Below are 26,598 nucleotides of genomic sequence, written 5' to 3'. Positions count from 1 at the left end.
TTATTTACTTTGGTAAGGAACATGTTTGAAGATTTGAGTTGCTTTTACAGCAGAAGTCCAACCGCCATAAAGATTGTTGCGTTCATCAGTGTTCATATGAGGTTTAAAACTCTCGCCAACAGTGTATGAAGCCTTAAGTTCATCCAGATCTTTCCAATAACCCACTGCCAGCCCCGCCAGAAATGCAGCACCGAGCGCTGTAGTTTCCAAATCAGCAGCGCGCATAATCTCAATATCTAAAATATCTGCCTGAAACTGCATTAACCAGCTGTTCAAAGCCGCGCCACCATCAACTTTTAATACTGGAATGTCAATTTTAGTATCTTTTTTCATTGTTTCTACGACATCCCGGGTCTGATAGGCAAGAGATTGGAGAGTGGCTTTCACGAAATCTTCACGCGTTGTCCCACGAGATAGCCCGAAAACAGAACCTTGGGCCTCAGAATCCCAGTAAGGTGCCCCTAAACCGGTAAAGGCAGGAACTACATAAACTTCATTCCCGTCTTTTGAGTCAGTTGCCATCTTTTCTGATTCGGGAGCGCTTTCAATTAAGCGCATACCATCACGCAGCCATTGAATAGCGGAACCCGCCACGAAAATAGAGCCTTCTAGAGCATAAGAAACCTTGCCATTAACGCCGTAACTGATAGTGGTCAGCAGATTATTATGAGATAACTGTGGTTTTTCTCCTGTATTCATTACAATGAATGCACCGGTTCCATAAGTATTTTTAACGGTTCCTGGCTCAAAGGCCATTTGTCCGAACAATGCTGCTTGCTGGTCTCCTGCCATCCCGCTGATGGGAACCTCAGACCCATAGAAATGATAATCCTTTGTCTTGCCGTAAATTTCAGAGTTCGAGCGGACTTCCGGCAGAATCGCCTTAGGAATATTTAAAATGTTGAGAATTTCATCATCCCATTTGAGATCGTGGATATTAAATAACATGGTACGGCTAGCATTGGTATAGTCCGTGACATGTACATCACCGCCAGTTAGTTTCCAGACAATCCAAGTATCGATTGTACCGAATAACAATTCACCCTTTTCGGCTCTTTCCTGAGCACCCTTGACATGATCAAGAATCCAACGAATTTTAGTCGCTGAAAAATATGCATCGGTTACAAGTCCTGTATGGTCATGAATCAGGTCTGTATAACCATCTTTAATTAATTGCTCAGCAATCGGTGCTGTTTGGCGAGATTGCCAAACAATTGCATTGTAGATTGGAAGACCTGTCTTTTTATCCCAAACGATAGTAGTTTCTCGTTGGTTAGTAATCCCAATACCGCTTATTTGGGAAGGTTTGATACCTGATCCGATAAAAGCGTTGGCAATAGTTGAAAGGATCGCATTCCAAATTTCATTGGCATTATGCTCCACCCAACCCGGTTGTGGGAAATATTGCGGGAATTCTCGTTGCGCATCTGCAACTTTTTTTCCAGCATGGTCAAAAATAATAGCACGAGTACTAGTAGTTCCTTCATCTATGGCCATTACGTAGTTCTTGGTCAACGTTAATCACTTCCTTGCTTAAGTTACTGAACTATTTGCATGATTTTGTAAACGGTATCATTTGTTTACAAGTAAATCATATCACGAATAGAAGTCTTTGTTAATTAGTTTAAATTAATTAAATTTTGTAAAACCTAAAATTGCCTATAACTTGCCTTTATATTTTAAGCACTATTGCTTCTTGCACTATTTAAAAGCTGTACCTTTTTCCTAAAAGGAGTGCGCGGGATGTTTTAGAGTGTCCGATTTTATCAGTTTGAATAATTGGAAAATGACAGCTGGCAGGTAAAGAAGCTGCAAGAAGTTCAGCAGGGGGAAACGATGGCTTGGATTGTTCATATTTTGTAAAAGTTCCTAGCATTATTGCCGCTAGCTTAGAAAAATGCGGCAGTTGAGTAAGTTGGCTAAATTGTGAGAATAATAAGGGGAGTTGACCGCTATAACTTTCTAAAAAAAGAATTTTACCGCTGAGATCAGGGAAAAATTTCGTGCCGGCAAGTTTCAAAAAACAGCGGATATTACCACCGATTATTTTTCCAGCAGCGTTATTGCCGCGAATGAATGAATAATCGAAATGATAGAGTTCGGTACTTTTTTTAAAAAAAGTATCATAGAAAAGCCGGGCTTGTTTTCCCGAATTATCTTGAACAAGTGTTTTTATTTGAAACAGGCAGGCTGGAACTTGTACTTGAGCATAGAGGGCGTTTAAAACAGAAGTCAGATCACTGTAACCGCAAAAAAGTTTTGGTGTTTTGTGAAGTGCGGTGAAATTGAGAAAGGGCAAAATAGTATTAGCCATATTACCGCCTGACAGATCGAAAATAACTTTAACATTTTGGTCCGCAAAAGCTTGATTCATAATGCGGGCTTTTACTGGAGCAAGGTCAAGACCAGAAGAGTATAGTATAGGACTAAGTTTAACTTTAAGCTTCCAGTTTTCTAAGAGCTTTACCAACTCTGACACAAGCGTTTTTTCTGAGAGAAGGAGAGGGTCAGAATTTGCAACCAGAGCGATTGTATCACCGGCACTTAGATTTTTATCCATAAAAACACCTCTTCACATAGTAAGAACAATAGGATTCAAAAGATAAGCAGAATTTACCGCTAACGTCTTTTTAAAAACAACAAGTACCAGTCACCAAGATATTGCCGTAGCCGTTGGTAGCAATTAATATAACTTAATAAGTGCAAGCCTGTAAAAAAGTTTCTATTTTTGAAAAACTTTGTACGAAGAAAAAGCCACTTTTTATTTCTATGTAAAATATGCAGTTTACGGACACTTTTGGTAGCTACATCTTCTTGCAGGTATGTCAGCATATCATTGTTGAACTGTGCGGTCATGATAATCCAGTCCGCTTTTTTTGCAATTGTTTTAAGGCTGCTGCTTTCCTTAGCATAGGCGCTGTCTGGATGTTTGCGCCAGTTTATCAGGTTATCTGTGTAAACATACAAACCATCACCAAGCAATGATAAGCGCCATAACAGATCATCATGCGCATAACCAGGACGCCAGTATTTTTTGCTAAGTGTGATTAAGGATCTTCTGATACAGTAGGTACATCCAGGGCAGGTAACTTTCAAGTAATTGTTTGTCACAGGAATTTTAATAAGCTGTTTGGTATTTTTTAAAGGACCGATACTTTTTCTGGGATTGTCTCCAGGAACAGAAAGAAACTTTCGGTAATTTGAGGCTAACAATTTGATATTATTGTTTTGCTGCATAAGTTTTTCCATAATTTGCAGTTTGTCACTACGCCAAATATCATCTTGATCACAGGTAAAGACAATCTCTCCAGAGGAGGCCCAAAGTCCTTCCATAAAGGTTCTCCGCCAACCCTTGTTTGTATGGTTAACAATAACGTTCCAGCCAGTAAGTCCATGTTTTGCAATATATGACCGTACTTCAGCAGCTGTACTGTCGGTTGAATGATCATCATAAATTAAAACCTCGTCTGGTTTACGTTTTTGGGTCCGCAAAGAAGTTAATTGCTTGGTTATATAGTTTTCACCATTATAGGTTGCTATGACTACCGATATTTTCATGTTGTTTCCCTCTTTGCTAAAACAATTTTGCTGAACAATAAAAAATATTAATTTTTAGACTTGTTTCTGATATAAACAAGTATTTTCAGAGCAAAGTATAATTTGTGTTTTAAGCAAAAAACAAAAACCTTTTCTTGATTATTCAACAAATGATAATCTATTTTGCTTAATGCCTCTTGATATCTTTTTGTATTTAAAAGAACATTAAGCTGCTTTCGGATATCTGAATAACTGCTGGAATTTGAGGGATGGAAGTAATATTGCCCAAGAAATGAATTAAAGCTTGTCAGTTCTTTCATATAAAGAGCACTATACATGATTGCTTCCTTATGAAAGGTGTCTAGGAACTTAAACGTTTCATCAAAGTACCGTTCAAAGTTTTCAACGATTTTTGCTGAATATTTAAATGAAGCTGAGCCCTCTTCTTTTCTGTAGTAATATAATTTTTTAGGGAGATAATGAATTTTAGCGGCACATTCTATAGCATACAAACAAAAAATATTATCTTGCATTCGTCTCATTCCAGGAATAAAGGTGAGTTTATTTTTTTCAATGAAACTTTTCTTGAACAACTTTGCCCAAGGAACACCGGCTGCAATTTCAGGTGGGTAGTATTCACAGATCTTTTTTCCTACTAATTGATATAAAAGAAGATTTTTTTTATCGCCAGTTAAATCACTTTCGGCTATATCAAGAAAACGGTTATTTTTATCGTGATGATTGTAGCTAACGATGCAATCAGAAATAACAAAATCAGCGTTCGAAGTTTGTAATGCTCGTAAGAGATCAGCAACATATGTTTCAGCAACCCAATCATCAGGATCTATGAAGCCGATGTAACTGCCATGTGATTTCTTGAGGCCATTATTACGAGCTACAGAAACCCCAGCATTTTTCTGGCTGATTACTTTGACTCTGGCATCTTTGTCTGCATAATGCTGACAAAGTTCGTAAGCATTATTCGTTGAACCGTCATCTACTAAAATAATTTCGATATTATTATAGGTTTGGTTTTCAAGAGAAGTAATGCAGTTTTCTAAAGATTCTTCCTTAATATTAAATACAGGGAGAATCAGACTAACAAGTTCATTTTCCATTCAATTTACTCCTAAAATTGTGACGATTCATCGTGAAAAACACTTGAGATATTATATCTTATTTAGACTATAATAAAATACTGAACTGGTCAAGATGTAAAATGTTCTTGTGCTACTATGCTATAATAACTACGTATTTATTTATTAAGCTCAAAATAAATGATAAACCAAAGCTCTTCTTTGGTAAAAATCAGTTAAAATTCTACAATTATTTTGTTGTACAAAGAAAGAGGTATTTTGTAATGACTAAACAATATCACATCGCAGTCGCTGGAACGGGATATGTGGGGCTGTCACTTGCAACGTTGCTTTCACAGCACCATATTGTTACTGCAGTTGACATCATCAACGAAAAAGTGCAAATGATTAACAATAGAAAGTCACCGATTCAAGATGATTATATTGAAAAATATTTGGCAGAAAAGGACCTTAATTTAAAGGCTACTCTTGATGCAGAGGCTGCATATAGCAATGCAGATTTCGTAATCATTGCTGCACCAACAAATTATGATAGCAAGACACATCATTTCGATACATCAGCAGTTGAGACTGTTATTAGCTTAGTTATGAAGTACAACCCTGACGCAATCATGGTTATCAAATCAACGATCCCAGTCGGATACACTAAGAGTATCCGCGAAAAAACTGGCAGCGACAATATTATTTTTAGCCCTGAATTTTTACGTGAATCTAAGGCTTTGTATGACAACCTATATCCCAGTCGAATTATTGTTGGAACTGATTTGAAAGATGAACGCTTGGTGAAAGCTGCACATACATTTGCTGCTTTACTTCAAGAAGGTGCCCTCAAAGAAAACATTGATACCTTGTTCATGGGCTTGACGGAAGCAGAAGCAGTTAAGCTTTTTGCCAATACTTATCTAGCGTTACGGGTTTCCTATTTTAATGAATTAGATACTTATGCAGAAGTCAAGGATTTAAATACGAAGCAGATCATTAACGGAGTTTGCTTAGATCCAAGAATCGGATCTCATTACAATAACCCTTCCTTTGGATATGGCGGATATTGCTTGCCAAAAGATACCAAACAACTATTGGCAAATTATCAAGATGTTCCGGAAAGTCTTATTGAAGCTATAGTTCAATCTAACAGTACACGTAAAGACTTTATTGCGGATCAGGTCCTCAAGAAGGCGGGCTACTATGATTACAGTGGTGAAGACGCTTATGATCAAAAGAAGGAAAAGCATATAATTGTCGGTGTTTATCGCCTTACAATGAAAAGCAATTCGGATAATTTCCGTCAAAGTTCTATTCAAGGTGTTATGAAACGTATCAAGGCTAAGGGTGCTGCGGTTATTATTTACGAGCCCACCTTAAAAGATGGAGCTACTTTTTTCGGCAGCAAAGTTGTTAATAACTTGGAGGAATTTAAAAAGCTTTCAAACGCTATCGTTGCAAATCGTTACAATGAGTGTTTGGATGATGTTCATGATAAAGTATATACGCGCGATATTTTTGAAAGAGATTAAGCTATCCTCAGTACACTGAAGTAAAACAGGTAACTTAGTTAAGAGGGCGACTTTTAAAGTGTTTATGAAAGATAAATTTAAAAAATAATGCGTTTTAGGTTTAGGATATTCCTAGGCCTTTTTATAGTTTTAGCAGTACTTTTTAATTAGATTTTTAAAAAAGGGTGAATCAGCGATGCAAGCCGTCTTAATATTGGCACATAAAAATGTCGATCAAGTTATTTCCTTATCAAATTTATTAAAAAAGAGGTTCCTTGTCCTTGTACATTTTGATACAAGGTTGTCTTTAACAGATCAAGATAAAGAAAAACTGCAAAAAAATGATATTGATTATATCTCCGAGGTTGAAGTGCACTGGGGGAGTTGGAGTATAGCACAAGCTGCAATTTCTTTAATGAAGAAGGCATTAGAAAATTCGAAGGTTAAATATCTTCATGTTATTTCAGGCCAGGATTGGCCTGTGGCAGATCTAAGTAAAGTATATAATTTTTATGAAAATAACGACAAAATTTACATGGAATATAATAGGTCAAAAGATGTAAAAAAATCTGGTGAATCTGTTATTTTATGGCAGAAATATTATTTTAACTATGATCGTATAAATCGCAGAAGTGGATTTGGAAAATTTTACCATAGGTTTTTGTTAGCAGCTCAAACAATTCTTAGAATTAATAAGTTTAAAAAATATAATATTGAACTAGAAATATATAACGGTCCAAATTGGGTAGATATGCCTAGAGATGCAGTTGAGTACTGTTTAGGCTACTTAGAGGCCCATCCTGAACTCTTGAAAGTGTTTCAGACGGGGTGTTTCTCAGATGAATTTTGGATGCAGACGATTTTAGTAAATTCTCCGAAATATAAGGAAAGAATTGTTAAAGACAATCATCGTTATATTAATTGGAAAAAGCAAAATGGAAGCTATCCGGCTGTTTTAGATGAGCGTAATTTTGAAAGCATCACTAAAAGCGGTTGCCATTTTGGAAGAAAGTTTGATTGGAAGTATTCTGAAAAGTTGATTGATAGGTTAAATGAAAAGTATGCAGAATAGAGCAAAAACAGGGATTTATTTATCTAAGTACTAAGCAAAAAGGATAAAAACATGCTCTAGTTTGGTTATGAAACAGGGCTGGATCAAAAGTTAACTTTTGATCCAGCCCTGTTGTTTTAATAAACCAATAATGTGTTGCAATAGTTAGTTGTTTCCACTTAACCACGAATTACTTAGTCAAATTTAGATCATGTTCTTAATTTGTTATTAACACTCAAAGCCTAACAACTATTGGCACATTTCCATTCCGTGTATACTATTCACATAAATTCAAAAACTAACTTTAAGGTTTTTTATTAATTTTTCTTGCGCTAGTAAAAATATTTTTTTTGATAAAATTTAAAGTAAGAATAAGGTTCAATAATATAAAAGTTGACGCTGATAAAATCATAGAAGCTATGCCAAGTTTAGTGTACCAACTGGTGATTATTATATGTGATTTTTTTAATGGGGCTTCGAATGAAATTGTACCCCGTTTAGAAACACTAACTGGGATTTGTTGACCGCCATTTTGGACGTGTAAACCTAAATATTTTAAAAATGGAGTATCTATATAATACGGTTTTTTATAATTTGGCGTAGAGATATCTATTGAATTCTTTTTAACGATATACTTAATACTTTTCTGTTTTCCATTAACGAAGAATATTTTGTTATTTAATGAATTAAAACTTGCATCGTTAGATGCTGTAACGGGATAATAATCTTTAAAAGTAGCACTTTTGGCGATAGAGTTAAAATTATCATTTCCAATCAAAACTCTAGTGCGTTGCAATATGCTATTTGTATTAGAAATGTTGATTAAAACCATTAATAAAATTAAGCTGCTTAAAGTTTTGTAAGAAATATTTCTTAAGAACCATGCCCCATAAAAGCAGGTTAAAGCGGAAACAACTTGTAGAATTCTCCAAGGATATTGAATAATATTTAGCGGTGTATTTTGTAAAATACTCCAAGGGAAAAGTTTGCTAGAGAAAAATAATAGGAACAATGTTAACAACAAAATATTGTTATAAAGTCTAGGATTACTTTTGAAATTTAAAAATCCTATTATTAAAATGAATAACAAAACAACGCCTATTATTGTGTTCCCTACATCGTTGTTTAATGAATCAATAAAAAATTTACTTGGACTTAATGCAGATGATTCTAGATTTAAGATTTGCGGAGAAACTGTTTTAACATAGTATGACTGTTGAAGCATTGGGGCCCAAAAAAAAGAAGACAAAAGAAACGTGGAACTTCCACTTTTTAAAAGTGCTATAAATGTAGCTTTTTTTCTATTTATATATGGCCAGCTCAATAGTAAAATTAATATGAGTACAAAAAATGTAAAAACAGTAGAAAGAACATGAGAGTAAATAATCAGCGAAAAAGCAATGGTGAAGGGGATCCATGGTTTATTCTTATTAAAAAGAACATTATAGAAGCTTACTAAAACGGCTGGCAAAATTGCAATAGAAATAATTTCTCCAATGTCTGCACGCTGAAAAACATTAACAGCTCTATAGCCAGAAAAAAGATAAAGGTTTCCAAAAATAAAAGCTGATTTTGTATCTTTAAAGAAGTTTCTTCCACAGTAAAATGCCACTATAAAAGTTAAAACTGTAATTAAAAATATAAAAGAAATGACACCATACGTCATACTGTTAAATATTTTTGACAGAAAAAATGCAGGATAATAAGTTAACCAAGGATAGAAATAGTTAACGCCCGAACCATTTCCGTTAAAGGATTCAAAACTAATTGGATGAGAAAAGGCGTTTTTTAACCCATAAAGCCTAGAAATATGAAAGTAGTTATCGTTTCCTAGAAATGGACCACTTTTTAATTTTAAATCAAAATAAAAGAAAACAAGATATACAAACGAAATAAATAAAGCGTAAATATATATATAAATATTTTTTAAAAAATTTGTTTTAGTCATTTAAATCTCCTAGTAAAAAATTATAAGTTGAACGTCTGCTTTTTGCATGGCTTTATACTTGTGTTTTGACTGTCAAACAGTGATTCTCTATACGTACTCTTTAGTGAATACAGCAATAACATTAACTGGGTAAGTCTATTCACAGACTACCTTTTAATGATCAAAGTAAACAAGTTTTTTATTTCGTATTCCTGTTTCCATTTTAACCCTGTAAGTAATAGCGATAGGGTTATTTAAAATTTTTTGTATTAATAGAATAATCTATTGACATACTAAAAAATAGCAGATTTCACTGCCTCTTTATCTTTAATTACCTTTTGTCCTGTTTTTCACATATTTAATTATATTCGGCTGAGAAGCTTCTATAAATTTGGTCAATTCAGTTTTGGCTTGTATGTTTGTATATTCTTAAATTGACTGTAGTTTGTTTTCTATCCATAAAACCACCTTATAAGTTAATGTTATCACTTAAAACAAACGCATTTCTACTTACGCTGTTGGCAACAATAGTTAACCACTAAAATTAGATAAAAGATGGGATACAATGAGAGAAAAAGGAACTCATGAAACAATAAACGAACCGGTTACAAAAATAGCTAATGACCAAAAAACAAGAAAAAATCACGCAATATCTAAAACGTTGACCTGGATTTACAAGGTTTTGAGTGTTTGTTAGTTTAATAAAAAGGCGTGAGTTTTTTCAGCAGTTAAATTTTTGTATATGCCAATTTTCATGTCTAGCTGAAATTTTTCTTCGAATAAGGTAAGGTCAGTAAACAAGTATAATGACTCGATCTATTTAACCCAAATAGTAATTAAGTATCATTAAAGCTAGTAGTGCCATTAAAAATGAATAGCTTCCCAAGAAAGTCGTAACCTTTCTGAGAAAGCTATTTTTGACCACTTATGAAAGCAAGGTGTGTCTATTTTTAAGACTAACCTATGATAACTTCTTAAGTGCCTGTTTTAGGTAATATCCCTTGCGCATCTTCTTTCCAATTGCAATAGCATTTTGACGCATCTTTTTGTAATCTTCAGTTGAGATACTATCTAATACGTGATCCAGATCTTCTAAATTACTTAAGGCTATGCCTGCACCTTGGCTGACAACAAAATCAGCTAAGGCTGCTTTATCCCAAATAATAACAGGAATACCTGAACTGAGATAAAGTGAAGTTTTATGAGGATTGTTAAATTTCATGTATTCTCCAAAAATACCATCGCAAGAAGTAAGGACTGAGCCATCCCACACTAACCCAAAATTTTGCGTTAAATATTTTGGTAATTCCTCTGGTGTATGCAAACCCTTATAAACAATTCCATGTGAATAGTTATCTGCAGGATTAAGTCCATAAATTGCAATCTCGTTTTTAGAAGACATTTTTTCAAGAAATTTTGATTTTTTCAAATTTCCCGCGAAGCAGACACTCTTTTCGTAAGTATTGTTTGTTTGTATTTTTTGTGGATTGTCGTAATCAAAGATTTGCAAAGATACCATTTTAGTTGTGATCCCATTTTTCTTCAGCCAATCAATCATCTTTTCATTATGTACAATGAGGCCATCCGCCAAATTTAATCGTTCAAGTTCTTCTTTTTTTTCCTGAGCATGTTCGCTACCGCTATGGAATCTTAATGCTTCAACATCATGAATAAGCATAATCAGTTTTGCAGTAGGATTTTTTTTACAACTTTTTATTATTTTTTCCATAATAAAGGGTGTACCGGAGGGAAATTGGACTAAAATGATATTAGCTTTAATTATACGTAAAATCAGCGGAAGTATAAGGGTCACATATAACACCTTAGCTATTCTGCCATAGGGGGTATTTATCACTTTATAATTTAACTCTTTTACAAATTTTTCTGCATCGCTTTTAGCTTTGACTCCGCCAGTGTTTTTTGCGCTGTCATGCCAAGATAAAGTGTAGTTTTTCATGTTCTTATTAAATTCCTCCAGATATTTTGTGTATTAAACTGATAATTCAATATACAAATTTACATACAATCAGTATATAGTATACTACTAGCTTTATTTGTTAGCAATTTAGGAGCTAAATATAAGCCGATTTTGGTGGAAAGCATTTTTTTCATGAGATCGCTATTCTTTATGAAAAGTACAGAGAAATTAATTTAAGCAAAGTATTAATAATATTAAAGAGGTGTTTAGTAAAGATGATAAGGGACTTTTTTAAAGGTAAAGCTGTTTATTTTCTATCTTCACTTACTCCCGTAGCTGTTTTTCTATTTTTGCATTATCTAGTTGGAATTCAACCCTTTGGCAACTATACGATGTCAAATGGTGATATGACAAATCAATACTTAGCGTTAATTTCTTACTTTCGTGAAAACTTTAATCACTTGTCTTCACTATTATATTCTTATCAACTTTCATTAGGGGGAAGCTTTTTTCCGGTATGGACATACTATCTGTTTAGCCCGATTAACCTGTTTGCAAAGTTATTTCCGAGTGAACAGATGCCCTTTTTTTATGAAATCAACGCCTTATTCAATGTTGGTTTATCGGGATTGACAATGGCCCTTTTGTTATATAATTCAACGTATTTAAATGCAAGGGTACGCTATTCTGATAGAACTAGGAAGATATACATTGCAGTTTTCAGCACTGCTTTTTCCTTAATGAATTTTTTCTTCATGTATTACCGGTGCATTTTTTGGTTTAATTCGATTGCTTTAATGCCATTAATTATATTGGGCTTTGAGCGCATGCTCGACAATAAAGGAAATGTGCTTTATTGGGCTAGTCTTAGTTTTGCTATTATTTCAAATTATTATATTGGAATAATGCTGGTACTTTACCTTTTTATCTTAAGTATTTTCTGGTTAATACGAGAATTTTTGATTGGAAAAGATACGGTTGTTATTCTTAAAAACAGTGTAAAGCTCCTGTTAATGACACTATTTTCGCTAATGATCAGTGCGATGGTTCTTATACCAAGTATTATCAGTCAAAATAGTGTTTCAAAGGTACCATTCAACTACAAGTTTGAATATTTGTATAAGCCCATTCAAATTATAGGAGCACTTTTTTCACAGAGTAAAGAACAAAACACACCGATTATTTATTCGTGTTTACTAGTTACTATTTTATTATTCTGCTATCTTCGAAATCGATTAACTTCTAGTCTGGATAGGGGTTTGACCATTTCTTTTTTAGTAGTTCTTCTAGCTTCAACTTGGTTAAACACGCTTTACATGATGTGGCATGCTTTTACTATGCCGAACGGTTTCCCTAACCGAGAGTCATTTTGTGTTGTATTTACATTGGTAGTAATTGGTTATCAAACTTTAGGGATGATCTATAATCAAAAAGATAAGGCAATACGGATACCATTCTGGTTATTATTATTTGCGTTATTAGCAGTCGTACAGTTGCAATCAGGAAAAGTATTAAGCGGAGTGAATTTTTTAATTAACCTTGGCGGAATGGCTCTATTCTGTCTGCTGATCTGGTTGGTAAAGTTGGGGAAAAAACCTCTTATAGTAGCATGGCTGATTTTAGGATTTGTGCTAGCAGATATTATTTTTAGCAATTTTCAGGTACTACGTAAATCTGCATTATCTTCGACTCAAAGCCAAGCTTATGCTACGGTTGTTAAACAAACTAATAGGGCATTAAAAAAATTACATCAAAAGGATGATTCCTTTTACCGCTTGGGGAGTGCAACTGAGATGAATGCAAATGATCCTTTGCAGTTTAATTACAGGGGTATTTCTAATTATGTTTCACAACAATCTACTGAAAATACTAATTTTCTGTCAGCTGCAGGATATTACCAAAAACATGGTTGGATACGCTGGGCAAGGTACAATAATGGTTCAACTCTTTTTATGGATAGCATACTCGGCATAAAATATGTTTTAGCTGCAAATGGTAATGATTTTAATCAGGCGCTGGAGAAAACTAATAATGCTTTAAAGGCACAAAATACTAAACCTGCATTACAGTATAAACACAGTTATTTCAGAGACGGCAGTATTAGTGTTTATAAAAATGAAACATACTTTCCATTAGCTTTCCCAGTTAACGAAAAGATAAATCAATTTAAACTTAGTTATGATTCTCTGGGTAACCCTTTTGAAGAACAAAATGAATTATGGAAAGCAATGTTTAGCGCTCGAACAGCTCTTTATAGTACACAAAGGTACCAGAAACAAATCACACCGAAAAGCGCAGATATTAAAGTAAGAGCTAGTAAAAGTGGCTTAGTATATTTATATTTGCCGACTAACCAATGGGAAATGAACATCCCTGGTGTAAAGGTCTGGACAAATGGTAAATACACTACCACTCTCTTTAAAAACGCTGAAGCAGAAAATGGCATTATTTGTTTAGGCAAATTTCAAAAGGGCGATATTGTGCAAATTAAGTTAGAACCAGTTAATAATAATAGTATTAAGAAAGTGCAACTGTTGATGCCTCTTGTTGCGGTCGAAAGAACAGCTCTTTTAAAACAAGTGCGGCAGCAAGTATCTAAACAGGTAAAAGTGGTTAAACTGAAGGGAAATCAAATTGTTTTTAAAACAAATGCACAGTTTAAAGGAGGAAAAATTTTTCTTTCCGTCCCTTATGATAAAGGTTGGAGCACTAATATCGGCAGCAAAACGTTAATTTCTAAAGCAGCGGGGCATCTGATGACCGTCTCTGTTCCGGCAGGAAGACATAGAGTTTTTCTCAAATACGAGGTTGCTGGATTGAGGTCTGGGATACTTATTTCATTACTAGGTCTTGTTTTGGCAGTAGTAACTTCTGGTTTCTTTTACTTTCAGAAACTTAAACGGACAAGTTCAAGGAAATAGTTTGAGGGCATACCGGCATGCAATTTGTAAGATAGTTGCAATAGGTGGTGATTTAAAAAATGCAGGATAAAAATTTTACTGACATTGCTGCTTTAAAGAATGAACTGCTTTGTGCTGGTTGGGATGAAGTTGCATGCAAGGTGTATATAAAATCAATTAGGAAACAAAGCATAAGTTTTACGGGGCACACAACAGCTATAACAAAAAATTCTTTTGATAAAATGTGTTATCTTATCGGTTCTGAACTCTATACCAGAATGTTTAAAGCCGCACATTTTTCGCCGCTGCAGAAGTTATCATTAATCTTGAACCAGCTCAACGCAAAGATTGACGTTAATGGATTTTTACAAATCAGCGGCGAGTATAGACTTGATCCTGCAATGCCTCCGCACGCATACTTTTTAAAGTACTTTAGGAAACTGGTGCAACGTGCATTTTTACAAAAAAGCCTTAAAGATTATGTTCAAAATAACGGTCAGACGGCAAAAACCGCGATGAAAGTTCACCTTCTGCGCAGTTATATTGACAAAAATAATATTGAATTTGTGCAGCAGAATTTTATTGGGAAAAATGATTTTGAAAAATTGTTACAATACGCAAAGCAAGCTAAAATAAAGCTGGATTATAGTACCGCTGCTAACTATCATAATCGTTACCTGACAAACAATCGCTTTTTTTATCCGCAAAATATGAAAGTTCAGGTTACCAAAAGTTCACGGATGTCCGAATTCATTGTTGACTTGAAAGATGGCCACTTTGTGAGCGAATGGCAGGTATATAAGTATAACACTGATGGCACAGTTGACTCTGATCCAAGGCATTATAATCTGCAGCAAAGCGGTGAAATTGCAAATACAGAATCATTCAACTATGGTATACCGCATGGACGATACCCCAGTATTTTCTTCTGCGATAATCATAGCCATTACAGATTAGACGTATGGCATCCTGTAGATCCGTTAATTCGTAATACTATTACTAATCGTAAAAACACCTATTATTGGAAGACTGAAAAAAGCTATTATTGGAAGACTGAAAAAAGCTATTATGTAAAAGATAAAGAAGCCAATTACGCTGGAAACTATGCAGATGTTGTGAAAAACGGGAAAAGAGATTATGAAGCTTGGAGACAAGTTCCAGATAGTAAAAAAGCTGCAGTTTATTTGGACTTTTTGGAATACTGCCGCAGACGGCTGCCATTGCAAAACCCAGGATTTGCAAAATATGTGAAAAGGATTGGAAACTAAGGTACGGAAGAGAGTGTGACATAAGTCGGTAAAATTTGAGTGCTAACAAGGAATTACGAACATAGCAAGTAATTTGCTATGAGTAATTCGAGGTTAGACGGAAAATTTTGACTTATGTCACACGTTTATCTGGAATAAGTAGAGGAACTAGGCTAAAATTTCACTTTTGACCCAGCCCCCCTTTTTTGTGCTCTTTTACAGTTTCCATATTAATGTGTTTCAATAGCCAGTCTTTACAGTTTAACCACGAATTCTCATAATCAAATTCGGACTATGCTCGTAATTGGCAGTCAATGCTCAAAGTCTAACGACTATTGGCACACTTCCAGCTGATTTTATTTTTAACAACCATTGACAAAGAGTACGATTAAAATTATTATAATTCTATGAAAAGCATTTTTATTTTTGTAAAACTGCGAGGAGAAGAGTAACTGGCTTATTAAAAACTGCAGAAAGTCCGGATAATGAAAAAGGATGTTGTAACGGTCGGTGAAGATGAACTCTGATTAGTTGTATTTGGGTTAACGCTTAAATGCCGGAAGATGTCCGTTACAGCATCAGGTATTTATTAAGATACTTTCAGAGGTTCTATCCGAGAGGGTAGTGCAAATTTGGGTGGTAACACGAAATTAATTCGTCCCTTGATTGGTTATTCAACTGATCAAGGGCTTTTTTTATCTCAGGGAAAAAATACTTGAGGATCCATTCGGTAAAGATGCTCTTCTTTGATTAAGTGAATAAGGTTTTTAATTCATTATTAAGAAAAATATTAGGAGGATTTTATATGACAACAACTATTATTGGCTTTCCAAGAATCGGTCATCATCGTGAATTAAAGTTTGCAACGGAAAAATATTGGCGAGACCAGATTACGCAAGATGAATTATTGAAAACTGCAGCACAAATCAGGGAAAATCATTGGAAATTACAGAAAGAAGCAGGGATAGAACTGATTCCTGTTGGTGATTTTTCTTTCTTTGATAATCTTTTAGACACTGCTAATCTTTTGAATGTAGTTCCGCAGCGCTACAAAAATTTGAACCTATCGCCTTTGGATGAATATTTTGCGCAAGCACGTGGATATCAAAAAGGAGAAGAAGCAGTCAAAGCTTTACCGATGAAGAAGTGGTTTAATACAAACTACCACTATATTGTCCCCGAGTTTACAAAAGAAACAAAAGTAAAACTTGTTGGCGCTAAATTATTTGCAGAAGTGGATGAAGCTTTGAAGCAAGGAATCAATGCTAAAGCTGTGGTAATTGGTCCTTATACATTGCTTAAACTTAGTCGTTTTCTTGGGGGTAAAATTGCGCAAGACTTTATCCCTGATCTTGTTGCAGCCTATTCTCAAATTATTGAACGTTTAGGGCAAAAGAAAGTTCAGTGGTTGCAGATTGATGAACCTGCGCTTTGTCTGGATGTAACAGCTGCTGAGAAGGAGCTATTCAAAGAACTTTACTCGAAAATTTTGGAACCAAAACATTCGGTGAAGATCCTTTTGCAGACATATTTTGGTGATATTCGCGATGTTTATGAAGAAGTTGCCGAGCTTTCATTTGAAGGGATTGGGCTTGACTTTATTGAGGGAAGCTATAATGCTGAATTGATAGCAAAAAATGGTTTTCCAACTGACAAGATCCTTTTCGCCGGAGTAGTAAATGGTAAAAATGTTTGGCGGAATCACTATTCCGCGACACTTGAATTACTAAAAAAATTGGGCACAGATGCTAAGGTTGTTTTGAGCAGTTCAACCTCTTTGCTGCATGTTCCCTATAGTGCCGCTGATGAAGACCAGCTCGAAACAGGCGTTAAACAGCATTTAGCATTTGCAAGTGAAAAATTGACAGAACTGAAAGAATTGGATGCACTTTATACGAAAAAAGCCGGCAGCAAGCAGTTCTTAGAAAAGAACGATGCATTGTTTGCTAATGTAAAACATCCTTATAACCCTGAAGTTCATGAGCAAAGTGATAACTTAAAGCAGAGCGACTATCTTCGTACTCCTGAACGCAAGGTACGGCAACAGCTCCAGAAAAAAGAGTTCAAGCTGCCCATTTTGCCTACTACTACTATCGGATCATTTCCTCAGACTAGGGATGTGCGTCAAAATCGTGCTAGGCTGCGCAAGGGTGAAATAACTCGTGCGGAATATGATAAGTTTAATGAAGATAAAATAGCAAGAATTATTAAGATTCAAGAAAAACTTGGGCTGGATGTTTTAGTTCACGGAGAATACGAAAGAAATGACATGGTCGAATACTTTGGTGAAAAGCTTGATGGGTTTGTATTTACTAAAAACGGCTGGGTACAATCATACGGCAGTCGTGGAGTAAAACCACCGATTATTTGGGGGGATATCAGCAGAACTGCGCCTATAACTGTAGCTGCTTCTGTATTTGCCAACCATTTGACTGATAAGCCAATTAAAGGGATGCTTACAGGTCCTGTTACGATCTTTAACTGGTCCTTCCCGCGTGAGGATATTGCGCCGAAGAAAACTGTTACTCAGATTGCTTTGGCACTTCAGGCAGAAGTATTGGATTTGGAAGCTAACGATATCAAAATTATTCAAATTGATGAACCTGCTCTGCGTGAAAACCTGCCTTTACGCAAATCAAATTGGTACAAGGAATACCTCGACTGGGCGGTTCCTGCTTTTAGACTTGTTCATAGTAAAGTTCAGCCTACAACACAGATACACACCCATATGTGTTATAGCGAATTTGGAGACATTATTGATGCGATTGACCAGTTAGATGCAGATGTAATTTCATTTGAGGCTTCCCGTGCAGACTTTACACTGATTGATCAGTTAGCAGCCGCTGATTTTCAAACAGAGGTAGGGCCTGGAGTATATGATATTCATTCTCCAAGGATTCCTTCAGAAAAAGAAATTGAAAATCTGATTACGCAGATTATTAAAAAATTGCCGCTTGAAAAGATTTGGATAAATCCTGATTGCGGATTAAAAACACGTTCTGAAAAGGAATCATTTGCAAGTCTTGAAAAAATTATGGAGGCTACTAAGAAAATTAGGAGTAATGTAAATGAAGCTAACGGAACTCTTTAAAACTAAAACTGTTTTTTCACTGGAGGTTTTTCCGCCTAAAAATGAAATGTCAGGCAGTGAAATAATACCGACACTTGAAAAATTGCGAGGTGTCTCTCCTGATTTTATTTCTGTTACGCTTGGGGCGGGAGGAACAGAGCACAGCAAAGGAACAGTTGAAGTTGCGGATTTTATTCAAAACAAACTAAAAATTCCGGCAGTAGCACATGTTCCTGGATTATATTTAACAAAAAAGCAGGTTCTTAATCTTTTGGATCAGTTGGCAGAAGTTCATGTAAATAATATTCTGGCTTTGCGCGGTGATTACATTGCGGATAAAAAGCCGGCTGGAGACTTTTGCCATGCGAATGAACTAGTTGAATTTATTAAAAAAGAACGTCCCGGGATCAGTATAGCTGGTGCGTGCTATCCAGATAAGCATAGAGAAGCTGCAAGTTTTGTAGAGGATATAACATGCCTGAAAAGGAAAATTGATTCTGGCAGTGATCATTTAATTACGCAGCTGTTCTTTGATAATCAAACTTTTTATGATTTTAAAGAAAAAGCTGAAATTGCAGGAATAAATGTGCCGATTGAGGCAGGAATAATGCCTTGCACAAATAAAAGGCAGATTGAAAGGATTACTAAGGTCTCGGGTGTTCCAATACCGCAAAAATATAAAAAAATGCTGGATAAGTATCAGGATAACAAAGAAGCACTAAAAGATGCGGGAATTGCCTACGCAGTTGAACAGATAGTTGATTTGGTTTCACAAGGTGTTGACGGTATTCATCTTTATACGATGAATCATGCTGAAGTGGCACAAAGAATCTGGGATGAGACAAAGACAGTTTTTAAAGCTGCAAGTAAAAGTTTTTGAGCAGTTTGAAATATTTGCTGAAAACGTAAATCTAAATCAAAACTATAACTTTATAAGGTAAAATTTTTGATAGGATAATTAAAAAGGACTAGGGAAAAACGTATATTTTTCCCTAGCCCTTTTTTGTTTGCAGTGTATTATTAACTTTGACAGTTTTAAAATTTTTAAAGAAAAGTTGCTCTGAAGAAAAATCAGCAAATGAGGGCTTGAACATTCCATCCAACCAGTTCTGATAGAAATGAACAGCACTTTTTTCCCACGTGTTTGTTGCCTGCAGATCTTTACTAAAGTAATTTACTGGAATAGGAGTAGTTGGATCATGTTTAAGGTCACGATAGTATTCTTCTCTTAACGTATTAGTCAGATATTCAAAATGGCCGGTAACATACAAAGAAGCACTGGAAATATCACGGACAATTACAGCTCCGAGCAGTTCATTACCCGCAAGCAGATTATCATGATCTACATTTTGTTGTGGAATAGTAAAGTAACGTGAATGAGGCATTGTATATCCATTTACCGTATATACACCGCTGATCTTTTTTTCAAGTTTTTTTCCAACAAAGAAATGTTCGATCTCTCCAGCAGCATATGCACTCCAGCAGATAAAAAGGCTTGTTTTGACATGTGAATGCCGCCAAAAAATGATTTCTTTAAGTTCTTGCCAGTAATCAACTTTTTCAAATGCCAGCTGATCCACTGCTGCACCTGTAACTATCAAAGCATCATAATACTGGTCACGAATTTGGTCAAAAGTTACGTATTTTTCGTAAAGTCCTTTTTCTGGGTGACGAAATTGGTGTGTTTGGGGAATGCAGAAAGTTATTGTACTGTTATATGTTGTGTGTGCAAGCATCTTGGAAAATTGTCTTTCTGTTTTTATGCGGTCAGGCATTAAATTTAAAATGAGAATTTTTAAAGATGGGGTAGCTGGAGCATGACTTTGTGTCAAGCCATGCAAAATATTAACATAAGCCATAATATTATAACCTCCTTGTAGTTAATGGTAACAAAAAAGCCCCGCAGTTCTGAAAAGAACTGCGGGGCGACATGTCGCGGTACCACCCGTTTTTTGGCCAAATAGCCACTCAATAACATACGGCCACTAAAGGGCGATATGCTGTCGCTTTAACGGGCGCACCCGAAACACATTTGCTTTTAAGAATTAAAAGTTCATCTGTCTATTACTCAAAGACCATTTTCACACGTAAGCGGCAGTTGGATTGCACCATTTCCAACTTCTCTGACACCCGTTTTAAACGTCTTACTTATCTTGTCGTCGTAAATCATAATGATATTATATGTAGAATATGTTTTTTTTCTCAAAAGGTCAAGTAAAAACGGCTTATTTTAAAAAGATTTCTGGGTCCTAATTTTAAGTAGTAAAAGTTGTTGACATGTGATTGTTAGGATGATAAAGTATCTCCAATAAGACATGTGATTTTGATGAGAATAGTAAGTTTAAATTTAATCTAGCAGAGAGTACGGATTGGTGAAACCGTACGGTTGAATGAAACTGAAGATGAACTCGGAGTCATAATCGGCGGTGCAAGCCAATGGTTCGTTAGGATACGATACAATCCCAAGCATTATCTGTGCTAAGAGATCAGCTCTTTTGAACTGATGAAAATGGGTGGTACCACGTTAAAAACGTCCCTACAATATTTTATTGTAGGGGCGTTTTTGTCTTATAAAGATTGCAGCTGACAGTTATAAAGTACATTAAAGGAGGATCTCAAATGAGTAAAGAAAAATTAAATTTTGAAACACTACAAGTTCATGCAGGCCAAACGATAGATGAAACTGGTGCGAGAGCTGTTCCGATTTATCAGACAACTTCATATGTTTTTAAGGACGCTCAACAAGCAGCTGACAGATTTGCTCTTCGTGATCCGGGCAATATTTATAGTCGTTTGACCAATCCGACAACAGCAGTACTGGATCAGCGCATTGCAGCACTTGAAGGAGGAACCAGCGGAATAACTTTGGCAAGCGGCGCAGCAGCTGTTACAGCTGCAATCACAAATGTTGCAGGTCAAGGAGACGAGATAATTGCTGCAAGTACTCTTTATGGCGGCACTTACAATTTACTCAATGTAACGCTGCCAAAGTTGGGAATTACTACTCACTTTGTTGCCTCGGAAGAACCTGAAGGATATGAAAAATATATTAATGAACATACAAAAGCAATTTATTTAGAAACTATTGGGAATCCGGATATTAATCTATTAGATATCGATGCTATTTCGAAAATGGCACATACACATGGAATCTTAGTGCTGGTTGATAATACTTTTGCATCTCCTTATCTCTACCGTCCCTTGGAACATGGGGCTGACGTTGTAATTGAATCCGCCACAAAATTCATTGGCGGGCATGGAACAACGATGGGAGGCGTGATAGCTGAAAATGGAAAATTTGATTACAAAGTAAGCAGACGTTACCCAGAATTTGTTTCCCCCAATGCACAATACAATGGTCTGGTTTTTTCTGATTTAAAAGGCGGCGCTTTTACAACAAAGATCCGTGCGGAAATTTTGCGGGATACCGGCGCAGCTATCAGCCCTTTAAATTCATTTTTATTATTGCAGGGGCTTGAAACTTTATCCTTACGAATTGAAAGACATGTTTTTAATACAAGAAAAATTATTGCATTTTTGAACGATCATCCGAAAGTAGCTTGGATTAAGTATCCTGAACTTCAAACAAGCAAGTACCACAAATTAGCTGAAAAGAATTTTCCAAATGGTGCAGGTTCTATTTTTACGCTGGGTCTTACAGGTGGAGAAGAAGCTGGTAAAAAACTGATAGAACAGCTAAAATTGTTTTCCCTGCTTGCTAATGTAGGAGACGCAAAATCGCTGATTATTCATCCTGCATCGACGACACATGCACAGTTGAATGAAGAAGAACTTAAAGAAACAGGAATTACGCCGGATTTAATCAGGATTTCAGTTGGAATTGAAAATGCAGCTGATTTAATTGCCGATTTAAAACAAGGGTTGGATAAGATTTAAAAATAAAAACAATATAAATAAAGCAGTTTGATAGTGAAGTTTAGTACTCAGAAAAGTTGTTTCATTAACAACGCAATAGACTAGAGGGAGTGAAAAAATTGTTAAAAAAGCCATCTTTCAAATTATTTGCAGCTCTAATCGTTATTTTATTAATTGTTCTATTAGCATTTTTTACTTTCCGCAATAAAAAAGCAGCGACTTCAAATGAAAAACAAACTATTCAATTAGGTAGTTCTCCTGGACCTTATAGCGAGCTGTTTCTTAAAGGAATAAAGCCAATTCTTGAAAAAGAGGGTTATAAAGTAACTAATAAATCGTTTAACAACTTGCTTAATGCTGATATCGCACTTAGCGAAGGACAGGTAGATTTAAGTGTTGACCAGCATACAGCCTACATGAAGAACTTTAATTCAGAAAAAAATGCCAACCTTGTTGCATTAACGCCAATACCGACAGTTCCGACTGGCATATATCCTGCTAATAAGAAGTCTTTAAAAGAAGTAGCAACCGGCGATCGGATCGCAATCCCCAATGATCCAGCTAATACAGCTCGTGCATATAACCTCCTGGTTAAAGCCGGCTGGATCACTTTAAAAAAGGGAACTGACCTGATTAAAGCTACCAAAAAAGACATTGCAACCAATAAGTATAATTTAAAAATTATTGAAATTGATTCTTCGACTATTCCGCGTTCAAGACAGGATTTTGAATATGTGATTCTCCCTGGTTCAGTTGCCTACAGTGCTAAGATTTCTACTAACAAGATATTACTCCCAGAAACGCTGCGTGCTGAATACTGGTTAGTAGCAGTAACTAATAGGAAGAATGCAAATAGCAAATGGGCAAAGGCTGTTAAGAAGGCGTATCAATCACAAGAATTTAAAGATTATGTAAAAAAACATAATAATGATAATTATTGGGTTGTTCCTAAAAAATAACTTCGACTAGCTGATATTATTCATATTTTGAAGATAAACAAAAATTATATATCAAATAGGCAGTACCAAAGCGATGATATATCGACAAAGGCAACTGCCTATTTTTTAGTTTTGTTTTGCGGGTATTCAAATCACAGAGCGCAAATTTGGCTGATGCATATTTTTTATACACTATACCCTGTAGGATTAAATGTGCTGTTGGTTAGCGTTAATATGTTAGTATTTTGCTTGATTTTACAGGCTGTGTAACTAAAGTTTAAAGGCAAATGACATTTTTATTTAATACTAGCAGCCATTTTTATGGCAGTTTCGGCACTGTGACCACTTAATTGATAAATGGTATTTCCCTTTTGCCAGACAATAACCTGGTTTCGGCTCCCATAGCTGGTATTGGTATCAAAACGTACTTCACCATAAGGATCTGGTGCTGGGGGACGGTATGTTTCCAATAATTCAACCGTCTGCTTTGCGAGTTGCTGAGGATCCTCGTTATTGACAGCTGCTGCATGTACACGTAAAGCCCAGTTTCCTTCGTTCCAAGATAGATAACGTTGCCCCGCCCCAGAGTCAAGGTAACCTTTAATATTGTGACCAAGATCAATTTCCGGTAGACCTTGGGAATCGCTTGCTGTCTGATGATTTATTTGCTGTCCTGCTTCGTCAGCAGATGAATAAGTTTTTTTAGCAAATTCAGCGTATGGAATTTCTTGTGAGATAGAAGAATCGTTAAATTCTTTTGCTTGAGCACCAACACTGTAACTGATTGTATAGTTAGCGGTATTACCCTGATAACGAACATTCAGCTTATCACTGCCAGTGGCAAGTCCATCGGCTTGAGGAATTAAAGTATCTTTTAAATTAGCTTTCAGCTCTTGGTTGAATTGAGCTAAGCGGTTAGTATTTTGTTGTTGTGATTGTGAAGATGAGCTTGATGAGTTGGCCGCAGAGCTTTTTGAAGTGGCACTTGAACTTTGGCTAGCTGCAGCCGTTTGGCTACTTTTTGCCTGAGATTGCGAAACTTTCGAAGCTTGCGTTGCAGTTTGCTTTTCTTTTCCCTGATTTTTTTGCGCGCTGCACCCTACTAATAATAAGCAAAGCGGCACTAGAAATAGCTTATACTTGTTTAACATAACGGTATCACTCCCCCTTAATCATTAGGATACTATAAATCCGGTTTGTAATATAGATAATATTAAATGAAAATAATGAAAGACGATAGTTTGGTTTTCATTAGAAATATTTTTTTTAAAAAAGTAATCTTAAAGATAGCTGCTAAAAATCTTTTGAATACACTTTAAATAACGCTAGACATTGAACAACCTGCAAAATCACTTATAATAGAAAGCAGTTGTTTTCGCAATAATGAAAATAACATAAGAAAATATTGGAATCTGACACAATATTTCAGAAAATACATAATTATTTTTACTACTTTCTTTAATTAAATAAATATTGCGTCAGTTTTTGGTATTCTGAGGGGAAGATATCAATATGAAAACTTATTTACAACGGATGGGCAGGTCAATACAGCTGCCGATCTCCGTTCTTCCAGCAGCTGCATTGCTAGTCGGTATTGGTCACTGGCTGCCTTCTGACTGGGCAGCGGCTAAGTTCCTGCAGGATGGAGGAAATGCTGTTCTAGGAATTTTAGCGCTATTATTTGCTGCCGGTCTTTCAACCGGAATGTCTAAAAATAAAGATGGAGCAGCTGCACTTGCAGGAGTAGTAGCTTATTTTATACCAGTCAGTGTGCTTGCGCCTGCTTCGGTTGCAGCTTTGGAGGGAACAAAAACAGGTTCAGTTGATCCTGCATTCAGTGCGATTGCCGGTAATGTATTTATTGGTATTTTGAGCGGATTGATTGCAGCTGCACTTTATAATCGTTTTTATAAAACAAAACTGCCGATGGCACTTTCATTTTTCAGTGGGAAAAGACTGGTCCCAATAATGGCGGCTGCGGTTATGCTATTGGTTTCATTAGTGCTGTTATTTGTTTGGCCCGTTGTATACGGCTGGTTAGTGGCATTTGGTAAATTTATCGTTAGTTTAGGTGCTGTGGGAGCGGGTCTATATGGTTTCTTCAATCGCTTGTTGATTCCGACTGGCCTGCATCAAGCTTTGAACTCAGTTTTTTGGTTTAACGTTGCAGGAATCAATGACCTCGGTAAATTCTGGGCAAACCAAGGTACTAAGGGAGTTACAGGTATGTACATGGCCGGCTTTTTCCCAATAATGATGTTTGGCCTGCCAGCTGGTGCTTACGCTATCTACAAAAATGCACGTCCTGAACGTAAAAAGGTGACTGCATCATTGATGATGGCGGGGGCCTTTGCTTCCTTCTTTACTGGAGTTACAGAACCATTGGAATTTTCCTTCATGTTTGTTGCTTGGCCACTATATGTAATCCATGCTATTTTTACCGGCCTTTCAGTAGGATTTGCGGCGTTCATGCATTGGACAGCCGGGTTTACTTTTAGTGCCGGGTTAGTTGACTTTGTTTTGAGTTCAAGGATGCCGATGGCTTCAAAGCCGTATATGTTGATCGTTCAGGGAATAGTAATGGCATTTATTTATTATTTCGGTTTTGATTTTGCAATCAAGAAATTTAACCTGATGACACCAGGAAGAGAGTCACTTGTAGAAACACAAGCAGCTGTTGCTGCGGAAGTTCCTGTAGATGAAGCAGACGATAGGTTTACGTTATTAGCTAAAAAGATCTATGCTGCAATTGGCGGATATCAAAACATTAAAGTTGTTGATAATTGTACGACGCGGTTGCGTTTGCAGCTCAATGATACTGCAAGAATTAATAAAGCTGCGCTTTCTGCGAGCGGGGTTCCAGGTGTCAATGTGCTCGATAAGCATAACTTGCAAGTGATCGTTGGTACAGAAGTGCAGTTCGTTGCTGCTCCGCTTGAACAGCTGTTTAAAAATAAAGCAGCTATTTCGACAGTTCCTGTTTCTATGACAGCAAAAGAAGATCCTAGCAAAAAAACCAGCACAACCGGCACAGATGAAATCTTTAATGTCGCCGAAGGAAACTATTTGAGGATCGAAGAAGTTGCTGATAAAACATTTGCGTCCAAGGTCTTAGGTGATGGTTATGCCGTTGAACCAACAAGCGGCCAAATCTTTTCTCCAGCGGATGGCAAAGTAAGCGCCGTTTTTCCAACCAAACATGCTGTCGGAATTACAACTGAACTTGGACTTGAACTTTTGGTCCATATCGGGATTAATACGGTAGAATTGAAGGGTAGACCTTTCGAAGTAGTTGTTTCTAAGGGACAAGAGGTCAAACATGGCGACCTTCTTGTTAAGGCTGACCTTGCAAAGATCAAGGCTGCAGGTAAAAAAGCTACTACAATGGTGATAGCTACTAATATGGATAGAGTAGCTCATATTGATAAGATAGCACAAGAAGGAAAAGTTTCAGTTAATAAACTTATAATGAAAGTTATCACTAAATAAAAATAAATTCACCAAAAAGGCCTCTAACAACATTGTAACTTTTGTTAGAGGCCTT

General features: G+C 36.0%; 18 protein-coding genes and 1 other annotated feature. Of the genes, 9 read left to right on the top strand and 9 right to left on the bottom strand.

Translation table 11 applies throughout. The features are described 5' to 3' along the window. From glpK to FD46_RS02095, 4 genes are all read right to left on the bottom strand, one after another. Complete coding sequence (glpK, locus tag FD46_RS02110; protein ID WP_057895680.1) at positions 1-1,497, bottom strand: glycerol kinase GlpK; 1,497 nt, start codon at positions 1,495-1,497, stop codon at positions 1-3. Positions 1,498-1,705: 208 nt separating this feature from the next. Beyond that, positions 1,706-2,560 (bottom strand): S66 peptidase family protein, encoded by an 855-nt coding sequence (locus tag FD46_RS02105; RefSeq protein WP_057895534.1) that lies wholly within the window; start codon positions 2,558-2,560, stop codon positions 1,706-1,708. Between the two features lie 59 nt (positions 2,561-2,619). Then, complete coding sequence (locus tag FD46_RS02100) at positions 2,620-3,558, bottom strand: glycosyltransferase (RefSeq protein ID WP_057895533.1); 939 nt, start codon at positions 3,556-3,558, stop codon at positions 2,620-2,622. 47 nt (positions 3,559-3,605) lie between these two features. Continuing rightward, positions 3,606-4,655 carry a glycosyltransferase family 2 protein gene (locus tag FD46_RS02095; RefSeq protein ID WP_057895532.1) on the bottom strand — a complete coding sequence of 350 codons (1,050 nt, stop codon included), beginning with the start codon at positions 4,653-4,655 and terminating at the stop codon, positions 3,606-3,608. Between the two features lie 242 nt (positions 4,656-4,897). Between FD46_RS02095 and FD46_RS02090 the strand changes: the two genes are divergently transcribed. Further along, positions 4,898-6,148, top strand: coding sequence for a nucleotide sugar dehydrogenase (locus FD46_RS02090; RefSeq protein WP_057895531.1), 1,251 nt, complete (start codon positions 4,898-4,900; stop codon positions 6,146-6,148). 175 nt (positions 6,149-6,323) lie between these two features. Further along, on the top strand, positions 6,324-7,199 hold the full coding sequence (locus tag FD46_RS02085; protein WP_057895530.1) for a beta-1,6-N-acetylglucosaminyltransferase: 876 nt from the start codon (positions 6,324-6,326) through the stop codon (positions 7,197-7,199). A 283-nt stretch (positions 7,200-7,482) separates the two neighbouring features. On the opposite strand, the gene FD46_RS02080 is transcribed toward FD46_RS02085, so the two are convergent. After that, the gene (locus FD46_RS02080) at positions 7,483-9,126 is read right to left on the bottom strand and encodes a 6-pyruvoyl-tetrahydropterin synthase-related protein (protein ID WP_057895529.1); all 1,644 of its coding nucleotides are present in this window, start codon (positions 9,124-9,126) and stop codon (positions 7,483-7,485) included. Positions 9,127-10,066: 940 nt separating this feature from the next. Then, positions 10,067-11,062, bottom strand: coding sequence for a glycosyltransferase (locus FD46_RS02075; RefSeq protein ID WP_057895528.1), 996 nt, complete (start codon positions 11,060-11,062; stop codon positions 10,067-10,069). 236 nt (positions 11,063-11,298) lie between these two features. On the opposite strand from FD46_RS02075, the gene FD46_RS02070 reads away from it, so the two are divergent. The 4 genes from FD46_RS02070 (at position 11,299) to metF (ending at position 19,120) form a co-directional block, all read left to right on the top strand. Next, positions 11,299-13,944: a YfhO family protein gene (locus FD46_RS02070; RefSeq protein WP_057895527.1), complete on the top strand. Its 2,646-nt coding sequence runs from the start codon at positions 11,299-11,301 to the stop codon at positions 13,942-13,944. 59 nt (positions 13,945-14,003) lie between these two features. Further along, positions 14,004-15,191, top strand: coding sequence for a DUF3114 domain-containing protein (locus FD46_RS02065; protein ID WP_057895526.1), 1,188 nt, complete (start codon positions 14,004-14,006; stop codon positions 15,189-15,191). A gap of 784 nt (positions 15,192-15,975) precedes the next feature. Then, positions 15,976-18,261 carry a 5-methyltetrahydropteroyltriglutamate--homocysteine S-methyltransferase gene (gene metE / locus FD46_RS02060; RefSeq protein WP_057895525.1) on the top strand — a complete coding sequence of 762 codons (2,286 nt, stop codon included), beginning with the start codon at positions 15,976-15,978 and terminating at the stop codon, positions 18,259-18,261. Then, the gene (metF, locus tag FD46_RS02055) at positions 18,239-19,120 is read left to right on the top strand and encodes a methylenetetrahydrofolate reductase [NAD(P)H] (RefSeq protein ID WP_057895524.1); all 882 of its coding nucleotides are present in this window, start codon (positions 18,239-18,241) and stop codon (positions 19,118-19,120) included. Before metE ends, metF begins: the two co-directional genes overlap by 23 nt. A 112-nt stretch (positions 19,121-19,232) precedes the next feature. Here the strand turns inward: metF and FD46_RS02050 are convergent, their stop codons facing one another. Together FD46_RS02050 and FD46_RS10505 are read right to left on the bottom strand one after the other, a co-directional pair. Continuing rightward, entirely contained in the window at positions 19,233-20,099 is an 867-nt protein-coding gene (locus tag FD46_RS02050) for a homoserine O-acetyltransferase/O-succinyltransferase family protein (protein ID WP_057895523.1), read from the bottom strand. A 209-nt stretch (positions 20,100-20,308) separates the two neighbouring features. After that, on the bottom strand, positions 20,309-20,446 hold the full coding sequence (locus tag FD46_RS10505; protein WP_235805529.1) for a hypothetical protein: 138 nt from the start codon (positions 20,444-20,446) through the stop codon (positions 20,309-20,311). A 108-nt stretch (positions 20,447-20,554) separates the two neighbouring features. Beyond that, positions 20,555-20,781 (top strand) — a binding site (T-box leader). Positions 20,782-20,859: 78 nt separating this feature from the next. Here FD46_RS10505 and FD46_RS02045 point away from each other — a divergent pair. Both FD46_RS02045 and FD46_RS02040 read left to right on the top strand, forming a co-directional pair. Next, the gene (locus FD46_RS02045; protein WP_057895522.1) at positions 20,860-22,137 is read left to right on the top strand and encodes an O-acetylhomoserine aminocarboxypropyltransferase/cysteine synthase family protein; all 1,278 of its coding nucleotides are present in this window, start codon (positions 20,860-20,862) and stop codon (positions 22,135-22,137) included. Between the two features lie 152 nt (positions 22,138-22,289). After that, a complete protein-coding gene (locus tag FD46_RS02040; RefSeq protein WP_235805536.1) occupies positions 22,290-23,075 on the top strand; it encodes a MetQ/NlpA family ABC transporter substrate-binding protein in 786 nt (261 codons plus the stop codon). Between the two features lie 275 nt (positions 23,076-23,350). Here the strand turns inward: FD46_RS02040 and FD46_RS02035 are convergent, their stop codons facing one another. Beyond that, positions 23,351-24,205 carry a hypothetical protein gene (locus tag FD46_RS02035; protein ID WP_057895520.1) on the bottom strand — a complete coding sequence of 285 codons (855 nt, stop codon included), beginning with the start codon at positions 24,203-24,205 and terminating at the stop codon, positions 23,351-23,353. Positions 24,206-24,566: 361 nt separating this feature from the next. On the opposite strand from FD46_RS02035, the gene nagE reads away from it, so the two are divergent. Continuing rightward, positions 24,567-26,543 carry an N-acetylglucosamine-specific PTS transporter subunit IIBC gene (nagE, locus tag FD46_RS02030; protein ID WP_057895519.1) on the top strand — a complete coding sequence of 659 codons (1,977 nt, stop codon included), beginning with the start codon at positions 24,567-24,569 and terminating at the stop codon, positions 26,541-26,543. Positions 26,544-26,598 lie beyond the last annotated feature (55 nt).

It is taken from the genome of Liquorilactobacillus oeni DSM 19972 (assembly GCF_001436275.1).
Lineage (GTDB): Bacteria > Bacillota > Bacilli > Lactobacillales > Lactobacillaceae > Liquorilactobacillus > Liquorilactobacillus oeni.
This window is presented reverse-complemented; position numbering and strand designations above follow the sequence as displayed.